The organism is Pseudoalteromonas marina (genome assembly GCF_000238335.3).
Classification (GTDB): Bacteria; Pseudomonadota; Gammaproteobacteria; order Enterobacterales; family Alteromonadaceae; genus Pseudoalteromonas; species Pseudoalteromonas marina.
Map to the genome: position 1 here is coordinate 133,840 of NZ_AHCB03000010.1, position 20,518 is coordinate 154,357.

12 protein-coding genes are annotated in these 20,518 nt (G+C 40.1%); 6 read left to right on the forward strand and 6 right to left on the reverse strand.

Annotation, left to right across the window (positions count from 1 at the left end):
- Positions 1-54: 54 nt before the first annotated feature.
- From PMAN_RS15075 to greB, 4 genes are all read right to left on the reverse strand, one after another.
- Positions 55-2,379 (reverse strand): Tex family protein, encoded by a 2,325-nt coding sequence (locus PMAN_RS15075; RefSeq protein ID WP_010557748.1) that lies wholly within the window; start codon positions 2,377-2,379, stop codon positions 55-57.
- Between the two features lie 166 nt (positions 2,380-2,545).
- Positions 2,546-3,127 carry a CBS domain-containing protein gene (locus PMAN_RS15080; RefSeq protein ID WP_010557747.1) on the reverse strand — a complete coding sequence of 194 codons (582 nt, stop codon included), beginning with the start codon at positions 3,125-3,127 and terminating at the stop codon, positions 2,546-2,548.
- Between the two features lie 52 nt (positions 3,128-3,179).
- Positions 3,180-3,485 carry a hypothetical protein gene (locus PMAN_RS15085; RefSeq protein ID WP_010557746.1) on the reverse strand — a complete coding sequence of 102 codons (306 nt, stop codon included), beginning with the start codon at positions 3,483-3,485 and terminating at the stop codon, positions 3,180-3,182.
- A 110-nt stretch (positions 3,486-3,595) separates the two neighbouring features.
- On the reverse strand, positions 3,596-4,078 hold the full coding sequence (gene greB, locus PMAN_RS15090; RefSeq protein WP_010557745.1) for a transcription elongation factor GreB: 483 nt from the start codon (positions 4,076-4,078) through the stop codon (positions 3,596-3,598).
- A 194-nt stretch (positions 4,079-4,272) separates the two neighbouring features.
- On the opposite strand from greB, the gene ompR reads away from it, so the two are divergent.
- The 4 genes from ompR (at position 4,273) to PMAN_RS15110 (ending at position 14,661) form a co-directional block, all read left to right on the forward strand.
- The gene (ompR, locus tag PMAN_RS15095; RefSeq protein ID WP_006793806.1) at positions 4,273-4,992 is read left to right on the forward strand and encodes an osmolarity response regulator transcription factor OmpR; all 720 of its coding nucleotides are present in this window, start codon (positions 4,273-4,275) and stop codon (positions 4,990-4,992) included.
- Between the two features lie 5 nt (positions 4,993-4,997).
- Positions 4,998-6,314, forward strand: a complete 1,317-nt coding sequence (envZ, locus tag PMAN_RS15100) for a two-component system sensor histidine kinase EnvZ (protein WP_010557744.1) — start codon at positions 4,998-5,000, stop codon at positions 6,312-6,314.
- A gap of 287 nt (positions 6,315-6,601) precedes the next feature.
- Positions 6,602-14,239: a SpvB/TcaC N-terminal domain-containing protein gene (locus PMAN_RS15105; protein WP_010557743.1), complete on the forward strand. Its 7,638-nt coding sequence runs from the start codon at positions 6,602-6,604 to the stop codon at positions 14,237-14,239.
- Complete coding sequence (locus tag PMAN_RS15110) at positions 14,236-14,661, forward strand: hypothetical protein (RefSeq protein ID WP_010557742.1); 426 nt, start codon at positions 14,236-14,238, stop codon at positions 14,659-14,661. Before PMAN_RS15105 ends, PMAN_RS15110 begins: the two co-directional genes overlap by 4 nt.
- Positions 14,662-14,964: 303 nt before the next feature.
- Here the strand turns inward: PMAN_RS15110 and PMAN_RS15115 are convergent, their stop codons facing one another.
- Entirely contained in the window at positions 14,965-15,927 is a 963-nt protein-coding gene (locus tag PMAN_RS15115) for a hypothetical protein (protein ID WP_010557741.1), read from the reverse strand.
- A gap of 485 nt (positions 15,928-16,412) precedes the next feature.
- Positions 16,413-18,449, reverse strand: a complete 2,037-nt coding sequence (locus tag PMAN_RS15120) for a glycoside hydrolase family 97 protein (protein ID WP_010557740.1) — start codon at positions 18,447-18,449, stop codon at positions 16,413-16,415.
- A 162-nt stretch (positions 18,450-18,611) separates the two neighbouring features.
- Between PMAN_RS15120 and PMAN_RS15125 the strand changes: the two genes are divergently transcribed.
- Both PMAN_RS15125 and PMAN_RS15130 read left to right on the forward strand, forming a co-directional pair.
- Complete coding sequence (locus tag PMAN_RS15125) at positions 18,612-19,238, forward strand: methylamine utilization protein (protein WP_033035406.1); 627 nt, start codon at positions 18,612-18,614, stop codon at positions 19,236-19,238.
- Positions 19,228-20,460 carry a hypothetical protein gene (locus PMAN_RS15130; protein WP_010557738.1) on the forward strand — a complete coding sequence of 411 codons (1,233 nt, stop codon included), beginning with the start codon at positions 19,228-19,230 and terminating at the stop codon, positions 20,458-20,460. The genes PMAN_RS15125 and PMAN_RS15130 overlap by 11 nt, the downstream gene beginning before the upstream one ends.
- The last annotated feature ends 58 nt before the right edge of the window (positions 20,461-20,518 follow it).

Below are 20,518 nucleotides of genomic sequence, written 5' to 3' on the forward strand. Positions count from 1 at the left end.
AGCGTAGAGCGCTTTCCGATTTTTACTTAAAAGCTAAACAAGCTATATGGCCTGCTATTTTTTTACTTTGGCATTCGCAAATGCATCGGCAAACGCGTTACCCATAACCGCATTACCGCTATCACGTTTAGGTTTAGCAGCTTTTGGTTGCGCATTGTTAGTGCGCGGCTGTTGTTTTTGTGCAGCAGGGGCTGGCTTGTTGCTGGTGTCTATTTCGTCGTTTAAACGCATGGTAAAGCTAATACGTTTACGCGAAGCATCAACCTCCACTACTTTAACTTTTACAATGTCGCCCGCTTTAACTACTTCGCGAGGATCAGATATAAACTTATTAGTAATCGCCGAAATATGTACTAACCCATCTTGGTGAACACCTACATCTACAAACGCACCAAAGTTAGCAACATTCGATACAACACCTTCTAAAATCATACCTGGTTTTAGGTCACTTATTTTCTCTACACCCGCTTTAAACTCAGCAGTTTTAAACTCTGGACGTGGATCGCGACCCGGCTTATCAAGCTCAGCAATAATATCGGTAACCGTAGGTAAACCAAATTTTTCGTTGGTGTAGTCGTTAGCAACAAGCTTGTTTAAAAATTCGCTGTTACCTATTAACGTGGTTACTTCTGCGTTGTTTTTTTCGCAAATTTGCTTAACAACAGGGTAGGCTTCAGGGTGAACTGATGAGTTATCAAGTGGATCGCTGCCATTGTTAATTCGTAAGAAACCAGCAGCTTGTTCAAATGCTTTTGGCCCTAAGCGTTCTACTTTTTTTAGTTCACTACGTTTTGCAAATGATCCATTGGAATCGCGGTAATTTACAATGTTTTGCGCTAAGGTTTTGTTTAATCCTGATACGCGTGTAAGTAAAGGAACCGACGCCATATTTAAATCAACACCTACCGAGTTTACACAGTCTTCAACAACGGCTGTCAGTGTTTGCCCGAGTTGGCTTTGCGACACATCGTGTTGATATTGCCCTACACCAATTGATTTTGGCTCTATTTTAACAAGCTCAGCAAGTGGGTCTTGCAAGCGACGTGCAATCGATACCGCGCCACGTAATGACACATCTAAGTCAGGAAATTCGTTAGCTGCAAATTCAGATGCTGAGTAAACCGACGCGCCAGCTTCGCTCACCATAATTTTATTAAGTTTTAACTCGGTATTTGCTTTCATTAGCTCAGCAACCAATTTGTCTGACTCGCGCGACGCTGTACCGTTACCAATGGCAATAAGTTCTACTTTGTGTTGGCGGCAAAGTTGCTCTAGTGTACGCAGCGACTTATCCCAATGATTTTGCGGGGCATGAGGGAAAATAGTTTGCGTAGTTAGCAGTTTACCTGTGCTGTCTACAACAGCAATTTTGCAACCGGTGCGTAAACCGGGATCAAGACCAAGTGTTGTGCGTGGACCTGCAGGTGCCGCCATTAGTAAGTCTTTTAAGTTTTTAGCAAATACATCAATAGCGCCTGCTTCTGCTTTTTCGCGCATGGCTGCAAAAAATTCGTTTTCTAGGTGTAAACCTAGCTTAATTTTCCAAGCCCATTGCACCACGCTTAAAAGCCAAGCACTCGCTGTTTGGTCGGTAATATTTAAGCGGTAGTGCTGTGCAATCATATTTGCACAAAGTTGAGCAGGGTTTTCAGAACTTGGCTCTGGGTTTACATTTAATTGAAGTATGCCTTCGTTGCGAGCTCGCAGCATAGCTAATGCACGATGAGAAGGAACTTTAGTAAGTAGCTCCTGATGATCGAAGTAATCGCGATATTTAGTGCCCGCTTGTTCTTGACCTTTAATTACCGTGCTTTGTATTGCACCGTTTTGGCTTATGTGACTTCTTAATTTAGCGAGTAATTTTGCATCTTCGGCAAAACGCTCCATTAAAATAAATTTAGCACCATCAAGCACGGCTTTTGTGTCATCAAAGCCTTTATCAGCATTAATGTACTGCTCAGCGTGTTGCTCAGGATTTAAACTCGCGTCGGTAAATAACGCATCGGCTAGGGGCTCTATGCCTGCTTCTATAGCTATTTGGCCTTTGGTGCGGCGTTTTGCTTTATAGGGAAGATATAAATCTTCGAGTTCTGTTTTACTTTGCGCGCTAGTGATATCGGCTTTGAGCTCTGCGGTGAGCTTCTTTTGAGATTCGATAGTCGACAAAATAAAGCTACGACGCTCTTCAAGTTCTCGAAGGTAAGATAAACGCTGCTCTAGCAAGCGCAATTGAGTGTCATCTAAACCGCCGGTGACTTCTTTTCTGTAGCGGGCAATAAAGGGAACAGTTGCGCCTTCATCAAGTAATTTTGTTGCAGCAACAACTTGTTGTTGTTGTGCATTTAGCTCACTAGCTAAACGTGCAGAGATATCGCTCATGCAAAAACCTTTTTAAACAAAAAATAAGACCAGAAATAAATATCTGGGTCGGCTAATTGCTTGAATAATATCACATGAAGTTGTAATAAAAAGCTCTTAAAGCAAGCTATTTAACTTGCTTTAAGACGGTTGCTTTAGTTGAGATAGATAAGCGATAAAACAACCTCTAATGAGGGTGGTCTACGCTTTCTAGTACGTCGCTAAACGAAGTGGCAATTGGGCTAATGTGCAGCGGAATATGCAATGTTTTAGCAATTTGGCGAGCTGAAATTAATCCACATATTTCGTTATTGGCTGTTGTTACTAATAAAAACATCGCCCCTTGATGCTCCATTGTTTGTAAAGCATCGCCCACACAGGCATAACTTAAGCTTTGCATGCTGACACCCATTAGCTGGTTTATTGGGGTCATTACATGGCGAAGGCTCACTTCATTTCGCGGTGTATTTAAACGTTGAGCAATAATAGTAATTTTAGCACTTTGTAAATCAGCACTTGAAACAATACCTATTAGCTTGTGGTCGTCATCCATCACCAATACAAAGTCAGACTGCTGGCTGCTCGTTTGTTTAAGGGCGTCAGTGATTGTTGTTTCGTGCTGTGCTCGAACAGGTGTTTTTTGTGTAAAGTTATTCACCATTTTTAAAGCGGGTGAGGTCAAATCGATCAACGGTTGATTGTCAGCAAATGATTTTGCAATAACACCATGAGAGATATTTTGGGTACGTAATTCTTTAAAGTTAGACATAATATCCACCTATTAGTTAAAAATTTAATTAAATTGAAAGTAATAAATTAAATTAAATAACAGGGGGCCCACGTTGGTACGCAGTGCTAAACGGTCTGCTAAAAGATGAACTCTTGTAGAAAGAGTGAGCGCCTTTAGGGAGTGGTTGAGCTGCCTTAAGGGAAGTGACATCAACAAATGAATCTTCGTCAAAGTCAGGGGTTGCCTGATCGGGAATATCTAAGGCAATTAAATTATTTAAAACGGTTGGGTGTTCAAGGTTGGTGTTTTGGTTGCTGGCATGCAAAGTCAAACTCACACTCATAAAAAGTGCAAACAATACGGCATTACTAAATATGCGCTGTACTACGTTTGACATAACCATTACAACCTTTGCTAATCCCACATTAAAATTATGTGCGAGCTATTTATATATAGCCTAATGCGATAATTTAAACAATCAAAAGTTAATATGATCTGAATCAAATGCTACTTAGCCGTTTTTTGATACTCAATTGAGTTTATGTACCACTCTTTTTTTCCCTGCGGTGTCATTACTTCAAAATCGTCATCGACTTGTTTTTTAATAAGCGCCCGGGCCATGGGTGAGTCGATAGAAATATAGTCTTTTCGGTCATAAATTTCGTCTGGGCCCACAATTCTGAACTTTTTTATGTCGCCTTGCTCATTTTCTATTTCGACCCACGCACCAAAAAATACTTTTCCGTCTTGCACGGGGGAGTAATCAATAATATTTAAATCGGGAATACGCTTTCGCAAATAGCGAACACGTCGGTCTATTTGGCGCAGCAGTCGCTTATTATATTGATAGTCGGCATTTTCAGAGCGATCGCCTAAGCTTGCTGCCCAGCTGACTATTTTTGTTATTTCAGGGCGTTTTACATTCCACAGGTGGTCGTGTTCTTGTTGCAGTTGCAAGTAGCCTTCACGGGTAATTAAATTTGTTTTCATCGACTTTTAATTATTAGCTCTAATGATGGGCACGGTAATAAACTTAGAAAAATTTGTCGAGCTTAAAGTGTTTAAAGCAGCCATTATTGTTGTTTGAAATGTTCAGTAACAATCTAAGGCCGTAATTAGTTTTTGATTATTTGTTTTTTCATTTATATTAATACTTAATTGGATATAAAAATAAGAAACAGGTAATGGGACACGAAACGACAAAAGTATTGGTTGTAGACGACGATATGCGCTTACGCAGCTTATTGGAGCGTTATTTAGTAGAGCAAGGTTTTATTGTTAGAACCGCTGCAAACTCAGAGCAAATGGATAGGCTTTTAGAGCGCGAAAACTTTCACTTAATGGTACTCGACTTAATGCTTCCCGGTGAAGATGGCTTATCTATTTGCCGTAGGTTACGCCAAAAAGAAAACGAAATCCCTATTGTTATGCTCACCGCAAAGGGCGACGAAGTCGATCGTATCATTGGTTTAGAGCTTGGCGCAGATGATTACATTCCAAAGCCATTTAATCCTCGTGAGTTACTTGCGCGCATTAAAGCCATATTGCGCCGCCGCGCTAAAGAAGTGCCAGGTGCGCCCGCCGCAGAAGAAAACCTAATTGCCTTTGGTAAATTTACGCTTAATTTAGCCACACGTGAAATGAGCGAAGGCGATAAAACAATATCGCTAACCAGCGGCGAGTTTGCCGTACTTAAAGCGCTTGTGTCACACCCAAGAGAGCCGCTTAGCCGCGATAAACTCATGAACTTAGCGCGTGGCCGAGATTACAGTGCCCTAGAGCGCAGTATTGATGTGCAAGTGTCGCGCCTTCGCCGCATGATTGAAATAGATGCGGCTAACCCGCGTTATATTCAAACTGTGTGGGGATTAGGGTACGTGTTTGTTCCTGACGGTGAAAAGTAGTTTTTATGGGATTTTTTCCGCGTAGTGCGTTTGGGCAAACTGTATTTTTGGTTGCGGCGTTATTACTTATAAACCAAGTTGTATCTTACGTAACAGTTAGCTTATATGTTGTAAAACCCACCATAGAGCAAGTTAACTTAATGCTTGCTAAGCAAGTTAAAACCGTTTTTATTGACTGGGAAGACGGTATAGAAATAAACGACGACTTATCAGAAAAGTTTTTTGAAATAACCGGTATTGATGTGATGACCCAGCGCGAAGCCATGCGCCAAGGGCTTAGTCAAACCCGTGAATACCCAATGCTTTCACGTAGTATGTCTGCGCAGTTAAATGGCTCGGCGCGGGTGCGTATTACGCAAACTGGCCCACTCGTTTATTGGATAGAGGCCCCGCAAGCGCCTGGCTATTGGGTTAAAATTCCGCTTTCAGGGTATCAAGAAAACAACCTCGAATTTTTAACGTTTTACTTATCAAGTATCGGCTTCTTGAGTGTACTAGGTGGTTGGTTATTTGCACGCCACCTAAACCGCCCGCTTAAAGCACTGCAACAAGCGGCAGTAAAAGTAGGAAAAGGCGATTTTAGCACCAAGCTAGAAGAAGAAGGCTCTACTGAAGTCATAGAAGTAACGCGTGCGTTTAACCAAATGTCGCGCGGTATCGCTGCCCTTGAAAACGACCGCCGTTTACTTATGGCGGGTGTATCTCACGATTTACGCACACCACTCACACGTATTCGTTTAGCAACCGAGATGATGAGCGACCAAGACGAGTATCTTCGCGAAGGGATTATTTACGATATTGAAGATATGAACGGTATTATCGATCAATTTATTGAATATTTACGTCACCACAAACGCGAAGAACTCAGTTGTGAAGATATAAACGCGTTAGTGGGTGAAGTCGTTAATTGTGAGTTAAAGCATCAGCGTTCTATCACCTTTAAAAGTAACCCAAGTATAGAGAGTATTCCGCTCAGCAGCGTGGCTATAAAGCGTGTTGTAACTAACATGATTGAAAATGCCATTCGTTATTCTGACGGCGATATAGAGGTACTTAGTTATTATAACTCTAATAAAAAATACGTGGTCATCGCTGTAAACGATAATGGCCCAGGTATTCCTGAAAGTGAATTAGAGTCGGTATTTGAACCGTTTAAACAAGGTGATGCTGCACGAGGCAGTGAGGGCAGTGGCCTAGGCCTTGCTATTATTAAGCGTATTGTTGATATGCACGACGGCAAAGTAAAACTTGAAAACCGGCCTGAAGGCGGCTTAAGTGCACAAATTTATCTGCCTATAAAAATACAAAATTCTGCACAGTAACCTGTGCAGAATTTGCTATTTGTAACACTTAAATATCTGTAACCTGATATAACCGTGAAGCCTAAAGTGCTTTACAGCGGATGGCAGTGCCGCCGCTGGTGGCAAGTGTTAAGTAAAAGTAAGTCATTAACTAAGCTTGTAAACACAAGTCTATATCCCATACACCTAACTCCTAATTATTTTTAAATAGCCGACTACAGTAAACTGTTAACTTTTAAGGTTTAAAATGTTGATGTTTGTTTTTTTTTGTTAATATGCGTCGGCTGTTAAACTTTAAGGAACAAAGTGTGAAAATCTCGTTTTATCCCAACAATAATCTTGTACCCCTTGTTTTTTTTACTATATTGCTAAGCGTTTTTTGCTTTCCTGCAAGCTCTATGGGGATGTTTTATCCAGTAGAACCAATAACAATTAATCCAAAAGCTCCAACAGCTTTCGCATTTACAAAAGATGAGAGTTCAATCAGAATTTCTTGGAGTTGGGGAAGCTATGATGATGGTGGAGGGTTGTTATATGGTAGTGGTAGTTCATCGGCAGTAGCATTTCCGTGCAGCGGTTTTTGTAATTCAGAAACCACTTTTTCGGTCGAAGTTTCTGAGGATGATAGTTCTTTTAGGGTGGTAGCTGAAGGGTTAAGTTACAAGAGTTATTACTTTTCATTAGCGGGATATAGCAAACACGTATTTAGGGTTCGAGCTGTAAAAAAAATTAATGGCGAAAATAAGTACAGTGATTATTTAGTTAGCCCTCCCATAATAGTTCCTGAAGTAAAAAAACTACCTAAACCAATTATTGCTCCGTCGACAAGTACTATTCGGTACAACACTTATGTTTCAATTACTTCTGAGCCTTCTGCAACAATATTTTATAAAACTATTGGTTTAGGTTCATCATGCTCAAATCTTGATGGTTGGAAGGTTTACAAAAATGCATTTAAGCTTTCTTCGTCAGCTAATGTATGTGCTAAAGCTCATAAAAGCGGGTGGAAAGATAGTGACATACAATCTAAAAGTTACACTTTGCAATTAGAGCCTCCAATCTTTAATGTAACAACTCCATTAGTTGATGGCGCCAAAGTCTCAATTTATTCTCAACAAAATGCATCTATTAAATATAAATTAGTTTCTAGAGGAAGTAGTTGTACAAATGGTTCTGTAAATTCTTATTCGTCACCAATTACTCTTAGAGCAAGCCAAAAAGTGTGTGCTTATACAGTAAAAGCTGGTTGGAAAAGTAGCGACACTGTAAGTAAAGACTATTTACTTAAATTAAATAAACCATCTATTAAACCTGACTTAAATAAAGTGACAGCTGGCGACGATATAACGATAACCTCCAATCAAAACGCAACTATAAAATATAAATTAATATCACTTAATGCTAATTGTACTAATTCTGGCTGGCAGTCTTCTGCTCCTGTTATTTCTTTAACTCAGAACAAAAGAGTGTGTGCAAAAGCAGTTAAATCAAATTGGAGTGACAGTGATATAACGTTCAAAGACTTTACTGTTTTGTTAACCCCACACTCGACACTTACTACACAAACCCCAAATGATACAAGTAACTTTATTGACACAGTTGCTCCTAGTAGTCAATTAATAGGTAGCTTGGAGGGACAAGCTGGTGTAAGTGGTGGCGCCTCAACGTATCATATTCCAATCCAATTACCGCCGGGCAGAGCTGGCATGCAGCCTGAAGTATCACTTAATTATTCATCCCGCAGTGGTAATGGTATTTCCGGAATGGGGTGGTCGCTATCTGCTAGCTCAAGTATTACAAGGTGCGCAGCCACATATGCACAAGATGGCTTCATGCAAAACCCACAATATAATAGTAATGACAGGCTGTGCTTAGATGGTCAGCGTTTAATTAATACATCAGGTAGCTATGGAAGCTCAGGGACTGAATATCGTACTGAAATAGATAGCTTTGTGCGTGTAACACAAAGTGGTTCACTAAATGGCTCATCTACATGGTTCAGAGTTGAATATAAAAATGGCCGAGTTGCTTATTTTGGTAAAGACGCAAAATCACGGTTAGTTCATAGTGGTAAAACGGCTACTTACTCTTGGTTAATGCAGTATCAACACGATGCAACAGAGAACAACTTTATAAACTATGAATACGGTGACTTTGGTGTTAGTGAGAAGCTTTTAACTGGTATTTATTACACTAAATCGAGTGCTAATATAAGTAGTTCTGGCGATAAAATGATCAGCTTTGTATATCAATCAAGTTACAAATCAGGTTTTGGTTATGTATGGGGTGGCAAATACGAAAACACACAGAACCTTGCTAGGATAGATATCATTCCAGATGACTCTACGGAGAGTGTCGAGAAAAGTTACCACCTTATTTATGATGAGCATTATTTAAGTCGCCTAGAGCTGTGTAAGTCATCCACTTGCAATACGGGCAATCAATTGGCTGCTACTGATTTTGCATGGAATATAGAAGAGCTTTCTTTTAGTAATACCGATGACCATCCTTATGCAAATGTTGCGATAGAGCCAACAGATATGGTTTTGGCATCAGGCTCATTTTATGACACCAGCAGCGATTATACTGGTGATGGTCTGAATGACATAAAAATGCTTGAACAGGTGCAAGAAATTGCAGGTAATCAAACAACTTTTGATATTACGAGTTTCCCTGACTATTCCCAGTTTAATAATGGTGCTGTGAATGTTCATAAAATTAGTGGTTATATCGATTATAACTTGAATGGCATCGCTGATTTTGTTTATTTAGACTCCAATTTAAAATTATCTATTGTTGAGCTAAATCGTGAGACAGGAGCTTATGAGGATGTCTTTTCTACAAATATCCCTGCGGCGTGTGATTTGGTTGTCGTTAATGATGGTAGATATAATCCGATGAGTGAGCCTTGTAATAGTTTTGCTCAAGACATGAACAGTGATGGCTACGCGGATTTTATCATCCAAGATAGAGCGAATGGCCAGCTCAAAGTTTATCTTAGAAACACCGATGCTACAGGTAAGCCTATTAGTGGCTTCATTCATATTGGTAACGTAGCCTTAAGTATTCCTAAATTTAGTATTGCTGATATTAATGGGGATGGTACACCTGATGTTTATTATCCTGATTTTGGGAAGTGGGTTGAGCTCTCTGTAGCAGGTAGCACATTGTTATTCACTAATCATGATTTAGGAATAAATCCTGACTTCTTTCCTTCGCGTATGAAAAAGGCTATATGGCTTGATGTCAACGGGGATAACTTACTTGATATAATGACGTTAAAAGAAGATGGGTCAACGAACAAGTTGTATTGGTTTATGCACCTTAATTTTGGTGGCGGGCAATTTTCAACAGGATCAAACACAGGGCTACCAGAGTTTAATGTGTGGGCTGATGCACGTGAAAATACATATGAAGAGTCGACAATTAATAGCTTTGTACAAGTGTTTGATTATGATAATGACGGGCGAATGGATATTCTTGCCCCTTATAGAAGAGCATATGCTTACCATTGTTGGGATGCAACCAACAATCAAGTTTGTTTAATTAGGGATGAAGATACAGGGGAGCGTAGTTATTATCATAAATATGATGTGTGGACTTGGCGTGTTCTTAAACCGAACGAAAATGGTTTAACATTTGAAGAGATAATATTACAAGCCGATGGTGCAGATTTATTAGGCGGCTTAGCAACAACGAGTGTTGTTGATGTAAACGGTGATGGCTGGCAAGAAGTAGTTACAGCTCTTGGCTTTAGGCAACATTCTTCAGATACATCTTGCGGTGTACAAATACCTTATTCAAGCGGTCGTTTTTATTGTTATCCTGATGCAGCACCTGATGCGGGGATTTATACATATGCATTAGAAGGTGGGACAAGTCGGACGTTAAAACGCATTGATAATGACTTTGGTTTAGTGGCAGAGTTTGAATACCAACAACTTGGCCGCAATGCAAACTTGAGTACAGGTATTTACAGTGTTAATAATGCGCCTTTAGCTGATGTGACATTGAGAAAGCTAGGGTCTTCACAAAAAGTTGTTGCTAAATTTAAGCAGCCGAACGGGCTTGGTGAAACACGTAGTAAGCAATACCACTACATTGATGGTGTTTACCAAACGCAAGGCCGTGGTTTTATGGGTTTTAAATCAATTATAGAAAAAGATGTAGATCGTGCTTTAGTCACTCAAACTGATTTTGAGCAAATATTTCCGTATCAAGGTAAGCTAAAGCGACAAGCTACATTTACCGAAGATGATTATGCAACAAGGGGAAGCGGGCAGCTAGGTATTGGTGATAATGAAACCTATGCGATAAGTTATTCAAATACTGAGTGGCAAGAAAACCTAGCTCACAGTGTAACTGACGTTTATAATTTATACCCAAATGAAACTACACAAATTACTCGAGATTTAGTTACTAAACAAGATCTAACACGCATCGATAAAAATATTACTAGGTTAGATCAATATGGCAATGTAACTGCATCATCTACGCAAGTTGAAGACGCTTGGGGTACGTATACCACAAGTGAAACACGCGAGTATGAGGGTAACGAAAGTAACTGGTGGTTAAATAAACTTAATACTAAAATACAAACTAAAGCTCGTGTAGCTGGGCGCAGTACAAACGACCCAATAACGGATGCAGACTTAGATCAAGAAACGAGCATTAGAAGTGAATACAGTAATTACCATGGTAGTAGACAGCCACAAACAATATCAACTACAGCAACACTTGGTGGCTCATCATCTGGTTATGGGAGTGAAATAGATACTATCTATAATGCCTACGGCCTACCATTATCTGTTAGTCAAACCACAAAAGTGCGTAATAGTAGTGGTAGTTGGATTGACCAAACACGTTCAACTTCAACCACCTACAGTAAAGATGGAACTGTTGAAGCTACTGACGGTTATTTTCCATATAAACAAACTAATGCTAAAGGGCATATTAGCTACACCGAAGTAAACCCTGCAACAGGGCAGATAACCCAAACTCGTCAGCAGCTTAGTAGCAATAGCTATCAAGTGACAAACTTTGGTTACGATGATTATAACCGCCCTTACAGTATTCAGACTGATGGCAATCCGGCCCGTTATAGTGCTATGCAAATACCTGACGCACAAGCACCAGCTAATGCAATAATACAAGTGTTAAATGTCTCAGCAGGGCAGCCTATGCAAAAAATCTATCAAGATGCGCTGGGACGAACATTACGTACAGCTGTGCAGAATTTCGATGGTGACTGGGTGTTTAGTGACGTTAATTATAACAGCCTTGGCTATAAAACGTTTGAATCTATGCCTTATAAAGAAGGAGGTGCGGTTTATGGTACGTCATACACCGAACACGATGCACTTGGCCGCGTAATCGAAAAAGTAACCAATCAACATTGCGGTAACATGACTACTAATTACAGCTACAGTGGACTTAAGACAGATATTGAGGTCTATGATAGTTGTTATGGCATCACCTTGGATATGTCGCGTACCTACAATAGCCTTAAACAGCTTATGCAAACGGTGGATGCTGATAATGGTGTTACTCGTTACAGCTATAATAACCAAGGCTTACCTATTGTTATTCAAGATGCTAATGGCAACAACATAGAGGCAACCTACAACGGCTTAGGCCAAAAAACACAGGTGGATGACCCTAACCAAGGCGTCACTAATTTTGAGTACAACGGCTTTGGTGAGCTGCAACGAGAGGCACGCGTTGGCAGTAAAACATTGACTTATGTCACCGACGTATTAGGCCGTGTAACGCGGCGCACCGCCACAGGTGAAAATACGTTAACGTATACCTATGACAGCGCAACGTATGGTTTAGGGCAGTTAAACCAAGCCACAGGCAATGGCGTAACCAAAACCTACACTTACGACAGTCGCGGTCGTCCAAGCGGTCAAACCGTTGCAGGCAGTGGTAAAAGCTATACCACAACCACCTTCTACGACAGCAATTATGGCCGCGTAAAAGGGCTGCGTTACCCCAACAACCTCACACTTGAATACAGTTACAATGACGTAGGCTATCAAACGCAGGTAAAAAATGCGGCTAGTGGTTATGTGTATAAAAATATAACTGAATTCGACATATTTGGTAATGGCTCTCAAAATACGCTAGGTAATGGACTCACTGAAAATACTGCTTACAGTAATAAAAGTGGGCAAATGATCCTAAAAACAATAGCTAAAAATAATAGCAACATTATGAACATCGATTACTCCGCGTACGATGGTTTTGGTAATTTAAAAGCCGTGGATATCACCACGGGTAATATTGGCAATCAGCACAGCTTTAGTGAAACTTACAGCTACGATGCACTACACCGTTTAGAGAGTAATGCCGTTAATGGTATCAGCACCATCAACTATAGCTATGATGCGGTGGGTAATTTGTTATCCAAATCAGACTATGCAACGCAGTATGATTATGAAAGCGGCGCAACAGGCGGGCCTAATGCAGTTAAACGCGTATACCGTAGTGGAAGCTGGAAAACATTTAGCTATGATGCTCGTGGTAATATGACGCGAGGTGATGGGCTTACTAGTTCAACCTACAACGCTATGGACAAACCCACGCAAATTATAAAAAGTGGTAAAACTCTCAATTTTACTTATGGCCCGCAGCATATGCGCTTTAAACAAGTAAATGGCAGCGTGACTACTTTTTACAGTGATAAATTATATGAAGAAGAAGTTACTGGCACAAAAACCACCTGGCGGGCTTATATAGACGACATAGCCGTAATAAGCCAAACCACTAGTGAGGGCGCAACCATCCGCTATACTCACCGCGATCGCCTAGGCAGTGCACGGGTATTTACCGACCACAACGGGCAAGTAGAAGCAGAGCGAAACTACGACCCATTTGGCAAACCACGTTTAGCCAGTGGTGGCTTAAAATCATTTGGCAATTCAAAACTTAATGATTTGGCGGATGCAAAAACGAATCGAGGCTTTACTGACCATGAGCATTTAGATAGTGTAGAGCTAATCCATATGAACGGTCGGGTGTACGATTATAACCTTGGGCGTTTTATGTCGGTTGACCCGTTTGTTCATGAGGGTTCGCAAGGATTAAACCCATACTCTTACATCATGAACAACCCGCTGTCCGGTATTGATCCAACAGGTTATTCACCAGAAGAACCTGAGTTAGAAAAGGTTGAGTACACGGAACAGACTGAAAAGGTCGCTGTTACTGGATCAAGGATAAAACGAGAAGTTGTAACAGGTGCCAGTGGAACTGCAACTTACTCTAATGGGGCTACACAATCGTTTTCAGCGACATTCAGTGGTGGGAAGGTAGCCACGATGGACATTGGTTCCATGAAACAAACTAATGCAAATAATACAAAATCCGATCCTATTTCCAATAATATAGAACAATATGCACAAGAAAATGAATATAAAACTAAAAGTAAAATTAGTTACTCCACATTACCAATAGATAAGACAAACTTGGATGAGAATGTAAAACCTTATGACAAAGTAACTCTCCATCACACAGGTGGAGCGGATACGCCAAAAAAAGTAGAAGACATGCATAGGGCTAACGAGGGGATTATAACCATAATGCGACAAGCAGGAGATATGGTTAAATTATCACAAGCCTATAATAATGCAGATGTTGGTTATCATTTTATGATTTCTAAAGATGGCACTATCTATGAAGGTCGATCGCTTGAGTATTCCGGGGCACATGTGAAAGGTAATAATCAAGGGAATATAGGGATAGCATTTTTAGGGGATTATACAGAAAACCCAATTTCTAAAAGGCAATTTGGTGCAGCTAGGCAATTAATAGGGAACTTGCGGCAGAGATATAAATTGTCTGGACAGTTTATTAAGACTCATGGTCAATTTAACCCAGATAAACATAATGAGTTACAAGGTGCTAAACATCAGGTTGGTATGTTAAGGAGTGAATTTAAGTGATTAAGAAAATAACAATAATTACATTACTTATAGTAATAGTAGGTTTTTTTGTCCATGTAAACCAAAAGACATACAGCACGTTCGTAGATTTTTTACCTTCTAAGGTGAGATCTAATTATATTGAGTATATTTTAGATGACAGAGCTGGAATAGGCTCTGATTATATAAAAATATTATTATTACAAGCTTTAGAGCGTGAGGAGTATGAATTTAATATACGGTTACTTTTTCCTTTATGTGATAGAACTGATACTCCATATGCAGAGCCTATCCCTCAATTAGCTGTAAAAGTTATATATAAAAATAAACCGTCTATTATAGATGAGTTAATAGAGTATTATAATAATGATGAAATTACACAAATAGTAATAGAAAAACAGTTAGAGAAAATAAGTTTGATGAATAGCGAGAAATTAAAATAATCAAGTCATAAGTATCTTACTGATTTAAGCTGGAATTAAAATAATGAAAGTGGGGTCGCGTCTTGCCTTTTTCCTGTTTATTGCCGAAAAAAGTTATTAAGTGCGCGACCAACCCCAGTAGAACTGCGCACTTGCTAACAGCAAGCCGTGCAATCTGTGTCAGTGCCACTAGCTAGTGGCGCTGGCTCAAATAGCTAGCTCTGCTGTTTTTAAGTGACACGGCTTACTGAGTTTGAATGAACACAGTACTGGTTTAAGTTGCCCTTAATGAATTGTATTTATGTGGTGGTTGTTCGCAATAAATTAAATGAATCGTGACAGAATTTGTTGTTTGAGTGCCTTTAAGCTCGTTGGTGGAGTTGGTTGGAATAAAATGTTTATAAGCTCAACGATTTCTGTATGGCAAATGAAATTATAAAAACGGTTCATCCCCTCAAAAGAATTAGCAACTAGCCCAATATTAATAGCTTGTTCACATAGTTTTTTATACAAATCAAGCGTTGGCTGTATGGTTAAACAGCTGCCAGATATTAACCTCATAGGGAGGCTGAAATGGGTATAGTCGTTATTTTTATTAGGTATTAAAATACGATAGCGCATCACAGGCATGTGTGAGTACAGCGGACTAAACATCTCATTTACATATGCATAAAAATCATCAGAAATTGACGAAAATGGTGTAACGATAGCTATCTTTAATAAGTGTTTAATTGCACATAATTGGTTGATGTCAATTTGATTATATCCTACCGCCTTTTTCTCTAGGCAAAAGGCTAGCCAGCATGTTAACGCATGAATATCATGACTATGAGTTAACTTTTGCCTTGCTTTTTGAGTCAATTTTGTTTTTCTAATGAGTTGGCCGTGACTGTTTTCTTTGAATAAAAGACTGGCGTAATTGTAGGGTAAGTGCGCTAAAACTTGATTTATAAACAGGTCTGTTGGCTGCGTGTTATCTAAAAGCTGCCAAAGTGGATGACAGAGTATTGCTAAGGAGCTGAAGTCACTATTTAAGCGTTCATCAATTTCCCTAACAACGTCAAACCGGATCACTGGCTCACCCGCTTCTTTTTTATTAAAAAAACGAGACGACTTATTTAACCAGTCATTGCCTTTATTTCCCCACTCTTTATCGGTTAATAACTTTCTTTTTGTCTCATAAGCACTTTTCGCGTTGAGGTGTGCCTTTAAACAGGCGCACCAATATCGCGTTGCTAAGGATTTTGTTCGCCTCGATAGCGTTAAATAATGCTCAAAGGTGTACATCTAAAATTTGGCAATTTGAATGCCAAACTCCGTTCAAAAGTACTAACACATTGAAAATATGAATGTTCACAGTATATAGCATTGTTTTACTCGTGCCTTTAATTAAAAAAGAAAGTGATTAGGGTCAAATCTTGACTTCAGACATCAAAGGTCTAAATTTATAGTCTACAGCTAATTGCTTACTTACTTACTTCTTACTTACTTAATTATGGGGTCAGGTCTTGTTTTTTGCTTTTTAGCCGACTAGTGCTTAATCTTTAGTTGTTCATTTACTAGCATAGATAGGTAAAAAGGTGGCTAGGCCGTTAATATTAGAGTTCGAAGGTGCTTTGTATCATGTTACGTCGTGAGGGAATGAGCGAAGAAGGCGGCTTAAGTGCACAAATTTATCTGCCTATAAAAATACAAAACTCTGCACAGTAACCTGTGCGGAGTTTGCTATTTGTAACACTTATATATCTGTAAAACTGATATAACCGTGAAGCTTAAAGTGCTTTAAAGCGGATGGCAGTGCCGCCGCTGGTGGCAAGTGTTAGTGTTAGCTTGTCGTTTGCGGTCACCATGCGTTTTTCGATGTTTAAATCGTACGGGTTGTTTTTCCATTCGGCGTTTTTACCGTCTTGGTATATATGCGCTTCAAACTTTTTACCTTTTTCTAAAAAGTCGAGTTTTACTTCAATAGTGCGGGCTTTTTCGTCAGTGACTGCACCTAAGTACCAATCGTTTCCTGAGTATTTATCGCGTTTTCGTTCTTTACGAGCGAATATAATAAAGTCGCCCACCTCGCCATCTAGCGCAATACTCTGCTGCCAATCGGTTGGTACATCTTGAATAAATTGAAATGCATCAGGTTTAGCTAAATAGTTTTTAGGTAGGTCGGCGGCCATTTGAATCGGGCTATACAGTACAACATACAACGCAAGTTGCTTGGCTAGTGTTGTTTGCGGGCGGTTTGTATCATCGCCTAAGCCATTAAAGCCCATATCAAATATACCGGGGGTAAAGTCCATTGGCCCTGCCAGCATGCGGGTAAACGCAAGCATAGAGATATGCTCTGGCGGGTTAGGCGGTGTGCCCCATGCATTAAACTCTTGCCCACGTGCGCCTTCGCGCGCAATCCAGTTGGGGTAGGTACGGCGCAGGCCAGTGTCTTTTATAGGTTCGTGAGTGTTAATACTAATTTTATGTTTAGCAGCGAGCTTTACGTTATAAAGATATTCGTTAACCATAAATTGGCCGTCGTGCCACTCATGGCGGGCAATGCCGTTTTCATCTATGCGTTTTATGTTACCGCCATCGGCCACATAGCCCGTTTTAACTTGGCTTACGTTTGACTTTTCGTATAGGGCAAAGGCATCTTCCATTTGATTGCGATAGTTAGTTACATTGCCCGAGGTTTCGTGGTGGCCAATTAACTGCACCCCTTTTTGCTTACCGTAGCGAGTAAGCTCCTCAATATCAAAGTCGTCGTAGGGTTGTGTAAAGCTAAACACATCGCCATTAAAAAACCAGTCGCCATCCCAGCCTATGTTCCACCCTTCTACTAACACGCCGTCAAAGCCATATTCTGCGGCAAAGTCCATGTAGTATTTGGTTGTTTGAGTTGTAGCACCGTGTTTTTCACCACTGCCCCATGTTTGCGTATTTATGTGCATACCCCACCAAATACCGACGTATTTACCCGGTTTTACCCACGAAACATCACCTAATTTATTTGGCTCATTAAGGTTTAAAATAATATCGGAGTTAATCAGGTCGACCGCTTTGCTGCCTATTTGAATAGTACGCCACGGCGTATTAAATGCGCCTTGTTTTTTAACTGCAATGCCGTCAGACCATGGTGTTAAATCGGCTTGAAAAACACCTGGTCGACGCTGGTTAAGGGTCATACCTGCATAATCGACAAGGGCTGCTTCGTGAATGCTAACGTGTACGCCCTCTTTATTTTTAAATGTAAAAGGGGTGTGTACTAAGGGCGCGTCGTTAACTGGGGTGGTGTTATAAACATATTCGTAACGGTTCCAGCCTCGGGCTGGGATCCACCACGCTGTTGCACTTTGGCTGTCGGCAATGGCAAATTCGGTAAGTTCTTTTGTGATTTCTATATTTTCAAAACCGGGTTGTTTAGGTATTTCGTACCTAAACCCTATACCGTTGTTAAACGCTCTAAATTTAACGGTAAATACGCCGCCTTGTGGTTTTTTAAATGTAACAGCAACTTCGTTATGGCTGTCTGTAACGGTTTGTCGCTCGCCCCAGGGCTGCTGCCACTGGGTGTTTTGTGTGTTTTGTTGTGTGTGGGTTATTTTAAAACCTTCGCTAAAAGGGGCTTGTTGTTTAAATTTAAAACCAAGCGCGGAGCTATTAATAACCGGTTTGTTTTTAAAGTCGATTGAATAGCTTGGGGTCGTTAATTCGTCAGAAATAGTTATTTTAATATTGCCGTTGGGCGATTGTAATGTGGCTGTTTGTGCAAAACAGCTGCCCGAAAAAGCGAAAAGCAAAAGTGCTGATGTTCTCATTTAAGAGATCCTTACTGTGTCAGTGTGACTTGTCAGAATAAAGGCTGTTGTTAACAAATACGAATATCTACATACGTATTCATTTATCAATAAAATAGAAAGAAATAAGTAACATAATGGGTCTATACTGTAAATAATTTGAAAAATAAGAATAGTAAGATGATGTTCAAATATTTAACGTTAATTATTGTCATGTTATTAACTTGGCAGGTACAAGCGGTTTCTATCACGGTTAACAATAATAAAAACGAGCCTATGGCTAATGCCGTGGTGTGGCTGACTTCTGAGGTGCTTTCTAGTGACCCCAGCCAAGCAGATACACTTTATTCTATGGTGCAAAAAGATAGGGAGTTTACGCCGCGCATTTTAGTTGTACCACAAAATGCAAAAGTGGAATTTCCAAACGCCGATTCAATTTTGCATCATGTGTATTCGTTTTCTGAGGCAAAAACGTTTGAATTAAAGTTATATAAGGAACAACCCAAGGCGCCATTAGTGTTTGATCAAACCGGTGTTGTTGAGTTGGGATGTAACATTCATGACTGGATGCTTGGTTATATTGTGGTTGTTGATAGCCCTATTTTTGATATTACCGATAACAGCGGACATGTAAATTTAACCGTAGAGCCAGGTGAGTACACCCTTAATGTTTGGCATTCAGGGTTTGGCGATATAAGTCATGTTGAGTCTAAAAAAGTAACCATAGGGCAAGCTCCATTTATATATAAAATTAAACAAGCGATAACTGAGCAGTTTGATTTTGCTACGGATGAATTTGATGACTATTAACCACATGCTTAAATGTGCGGTTGTTAGTAGTGTGCTTTTATTTAGCGCGTCAATCAGTGCACAGGTTAAAGGGCTGCTACAAGTGCGTGCAGTTCAAGGTGATACGCTAAAAAGTTTTCAAGAAGGAGGCACCGGCTTATACCGACACGATGCTAAAAACGATGGGGTTTTATTATCGCAAGGTATTATTGACGTGCGCGCCGATTTAGCAACAAGTTGGTCTGCTCATGGGGTGTTAAACGTTAATCAGGACCCTGATGTAGGTTTAGGTTTAACACAAGCCTATTTTACATATAAACCATTAACTAGTAGCGCTTATAAGTGGCATGTACGAGTGGGTGGGTTTTATCCGCTAATGTCGTTAGAGAACCCAGATATTGGCTGGACATCTCCTTACAACTATACCAATTCAGCAATTAATAGCTGGATAGGTGAAGAGCTTAGAACCGTTGGCGCAGAGGTAACAATAAAACGCCCCGCTAAACGTTTTAACAGCCCGCATAGTTTTAGTTTAGTGGGTGCAACATTTAAAGGTAACGACCCTACAGGCACGTTACTATCTTGGCGTGGCTTTGCCATGCACGACAGGCAAACTACATTTAACGAAGGTATTAGGTTTGCACCCGTTGCAGCACTTAGCGAATATGTATTGCGTTGGCAGGCAAATCAGGTTTTACCATTTGAAGAAGTTGATGGACGCTTTGGTTATTACCTTGGTGTTCACTGGGATTATTTAAAACAATCACAATTTAGAGTTTATTATTACGACAATAATGGCGATCCAACTAAACTGAACATTAGCTCAGGGCAATATGCATGGAATACACGTTTTACCAGTGCTGCATGGTTATATAAATTTAATAATAAAACGCGTTTTATAACACAGGTACTAAGCGGTAAAACCGAAATGGGGCATAGCAAATTAATAGATAACGACTTTTACAGCCATTATTTAATGCTAAGCCATAAAGAGGGTCAGCATAGAGTATCGTTGCGGTACGATTACTTTAAAGTAACCGATAACGACACGACGGTATTTGACCCAAATGCAAGCAATGGCGAAGGGGTAACAGCCTCTTGGCGTTACGCGTTTAGCAAACATGGTCAAATTGGTATTGAAGGCTCAGCACTAAAAAGTTTTGTAGACAATAGAGCTGCAATGGGGCTGCAGCAGCGAGCTTCGCAGCAGCAAGTAATGATTAACACGCAATGGAAGTTTTAGGTTTTATCAACCTACTGCAATTTTAGGTTTAATTTGTAAGAGGCGTTTAGGGCCTTGT

What these genes read in the sequence shown, in the direction of transcription:
- PMAN_RS15075 (WP_010557748.1), bottom strand. Translation starts at nt 2,379, where the DNA reads ATGAGCGATATCTCTGCACGTTTAGCTAGTGAGCTAAATGCACAACAA.
- PMAN_RS15080 (WP_010557747.1), bottom strand. Translation starts at nt 3,127, where the DNA reads ATGTCTAACTTTAAAGAATTACGTACCCAAAATATCTCTCATGGTGTT.
- PMAN_RS15085 (WP_010557746.1), bottom strand. Translation starts at nt 3,485, where the DNA reads ATGTCAAACGTAGTACAGCGCATATTTAGTAATGCCGTATTGTTTGCA.
- greB (WP_010557745.1), bottom strand. Translation starts at nt 4,078, where the DNA reads ATGAAAACAAATTTAATTACCCGTGAAGGCTACTTGCAACTGCAACAA.
- ompR (WP_006793806.1), top strand. Translation starts at nt 4,273, where the DNA reads ATGGGACACGAAACGACAAAAGTATTGGTTGTAGACGACGATATGCGC.
- envZ (WP_010557744.1), top strand. Translation starts at nt 4,998, where the DNA reads ATGGGATTTTTTCCGCGTAGTGCGTTTGGGCAAACTGTATTTTTGGTT.
- PMAN_RS15115 (WP_010557741.1), bottom strand. Translation starts at nt 15,927, where the DNA reads ATGTACACCTTTGAGCATTATTTAACGCTATCGAGGCGAACAAAATCC.
- PMAN_RS15120 (WP_010557740.1), bottom strand. Translation starts at nt 18,449, where the DNA reads ATGAGAACATCAGCACTTTTGCTTTTCGCTTTTTCGGGCAGCTGTTTT.
- PMAN_RS15125 (WP_033035406.1), top strand. Translation starts at nt 18,612, where the DNA reads ATGTTCAAATATTTAACGTTAATTATTGTCATGTTATTAACTTGGCAG.
- PMAN_RS15130 (WP_010557738.1), top strand. Translation starts at nt 19,228, where the DNA reads ATGACTATTAACCACATGCTTAAATGTGCGGTTGTTAGTAGTGTGCTT.